1 rRNA gene is annotated in these 2622 nt (G+C 52.1%); it reads left to right on the top strand.

From position 1 onward, the window contains the following. Positions 1-2526 (top strand): 23S ribosomal RNA (locus AB4Z32_RS27370); the annotation flags it as partial. Positions 2527-2622: the final 96 nt, after the last annotated feature.

Raw genomic sequence — 2622 nt, 5'->3', positions numbered from 1 at the left:
TACTAAGCGTACGACAAGTAGGGCGGGACACGAGAAATCCTGTCTGAAGATGGGGGGACCATCCTCCAAGGCTAAATACTCGTAATCGACCGATAGTGAACCAGTACCGTGAGGGAAAGGCGAAAAGAACCCCGGGAGGGGAGTGAAATAGATCCTGAAACCGTGTGCATACAAACAGTCGGAGCCTCTTCGTGGGGTGACGGCGTACCTTTTGTATAATGGGTCAGCGACTTACATTCAGTGGCGAGGTTAACCAGATCGGGGAGCCGTAGAGAAATCGAGTCCGAACAGGGCGACAGTCGCTGGGTGTAGACCCGAAACCAGGTGATCTACCCATGGCCAGGATGAAGGTGCGGTAACACGCCCTGGAGGTCCGAACCCACTAATGTTGAAAAATTAGGGGATGAGCTGTGGGTAGGGGTGAAAGGCTAAACAAACCTGGAAATAGCTGGTTCTCTCCGAAAACTATTTAGGTAGTGCCTCAAGTATCACCACCGGGGGTAGAGCACTGTTATGGCTAGGGGGTCATTGCGACTTACCAACCCATTGCAAACTCCGAATACCGGTGAGTGCGAGCTTGGGAGACAGACGTCGGGTGCTAACGTCCGGCGTCAAGAGGGAAACAACCCAGACCGCCAGCTAAGGTCCCAAAGATTGGCTAAGTGGAAAACGAAGTGGGAAGGCTAAAACAGTCAGGATGTTGGCTTAGAAGCAGCCATCATTTAAAGAAAGCGTAATAGCTCACTGATCGAGTCGTCCTGCGCGGAAGATGTAACGGGGCTAAGCCAGTCACCGAAGCTGCGGATATGTACTTTGTACATATGGTAGGAGAGCGTTCTGTAAGCCTGCGAAGGTGTCTTGTAAAGGATGCTGGAGGTATCAGAAGTGCGAATGCTGACATGAGTAGCGATAAAGAGGGTGAAAAGCCCTCTCGCCGAAAGCCCAAGGTTTCCTGTTCAACGTTCATCGGAGCAGGGTGAGTCGGCCCCTAAGGCGAGGCAGAGATGCGTAGCTGATGGGAAGCAGGTTAATATTCCTGCACCGTCGTATGATGCGATGGGGGGACGGATCGCGGAAGGTTGTCTGACTGTTGGAATAGTCAGTTTCTGGTTCATAGRAGGYRCTTAGGCAAATCCGGGYRCRGAATYCAAGGGRYYGGGACGAGCGGSTTTATSCTGCGAAGCAATCGGAAGTGGTTCCAAGAAAAGCCTCTAAGCTTCAGTCATACGAGACCGTACCGCAAACCGACACAGGTGGGCGAGATGAGTATTCTAAGGCGCTTGAGAGAACTCGGGAGAAGGAACTCGGCAAATTGGTACCGTAACTTCGGGATAAGGTACGCCCCGGTAGCTTGAYYRSTTTACTCCATGAGGGTGAAAGGGTTGCAATAAACTGGTGGCTGCGACTGTTTAATAAAAACACAGCACTCTGCAAACACGAAAGTGGACGTATAGGGTGTGACGCCTGCCCGGTGCTGGAAGATTAAATGATGGGGTGCAAGCTCTTGATTGAAGTCCCAGTAAACGGCGGCCGTAACTATAACGGTCCTAAGGTAGCGAAATTCCTTGTCGGGTAAGTTCCGACCTGCACGAATGGCGTAACGATGGCCACACTGTCTCCTCCCGAGACTCAGCGAAGTTGAAATGTTTGTGATGATGCAATCTACCCGCGGCTAGACGGAAAGACCCCATGAACCTTTACTGTAGCTTTGCATTGGACTTTGAACCAATCTGTGTAGGATAGGTGGGAGGCTTTGAAGCGGGGACGCCAGTTCTCGTGGAGCCATCCTTGAAATACCACCCTGGTTTGTTTGAGGTTCTAACCTTGGCCCGTRATCCGGGTCGGGGACAGTGCATGGTAGGCAGTTTGACTGGGGCGGTCTCCTCCTAAAGTGTAACGGAGGAGTTCGAAGGTACGCTAGGTACGGTCGGACATCGTGCTAATAGTGCAATGGCATAAGCGTGCTTAACTGCGAGACCGACAAGTCGAGCAGGTACGAAAGTAGGACATAGTGATCCGGTGGTTCTGTATGGAAGGGCCATCGCTCAACGGATAAAAGGTACTCTGGGGATAACAGGCTGATTCCTCCCAAGAGTTCATATCGACGGGGGAGTTTGGCACCTCGATGTCGGCTCATCACATCCTGGGGCTGTAGCCGGTCCCAAGGGTATGGCTGTTCGCCATTTAAAGTGGTACGTGAGCTGGGTTTAAAACGTCGTGAGACAGTTTGGTCCCTATCTGCCGTGGGCGTTGGAAATTTGAAGGGGGCTGCTCCTAGTACGAGAGGACCGGAGTGGACGAACCTCTGGTGTACCGGTTGTCACGCCAGTGGCATTGCCGGGTAGCTAAGTTCGGAAGAGATAACCGCTGAAAGCATCTAAGCGGGAAACTCGCCTTGAGATGAGATTTCCCGGAGCCTTGAGCTCCTTGAAGGGTCGTTCGAGACCAGGACGTTGATAGGTCGGGTGTGGAAGTGCAGTAATGCATTAAGCTAACCGATACTAATTGCCCGTACGGCTTGTCCCTATAACCTTGGCAGTCATGCTGGGGTGCAATGACAGCGTTTGTTGACACAACAGATCAAAAACTACTTCTTCCGGATTCAGCGTAGCGTCCTCCACC

Origin of the sequence: Massilia sp. 2TAF26 (assembly GCF_052115005.1) — a bacterium.
GTDB lineage: Bacteria > Pseudomonadota > Gammaproteobacteria > Burkholderiales > Burkholderiaceae_D > Telluria.
Note: the sequence above shows the minus strand (reverse complement) of the source record. Positions and strands in the feature narration are given on the sequence as shown.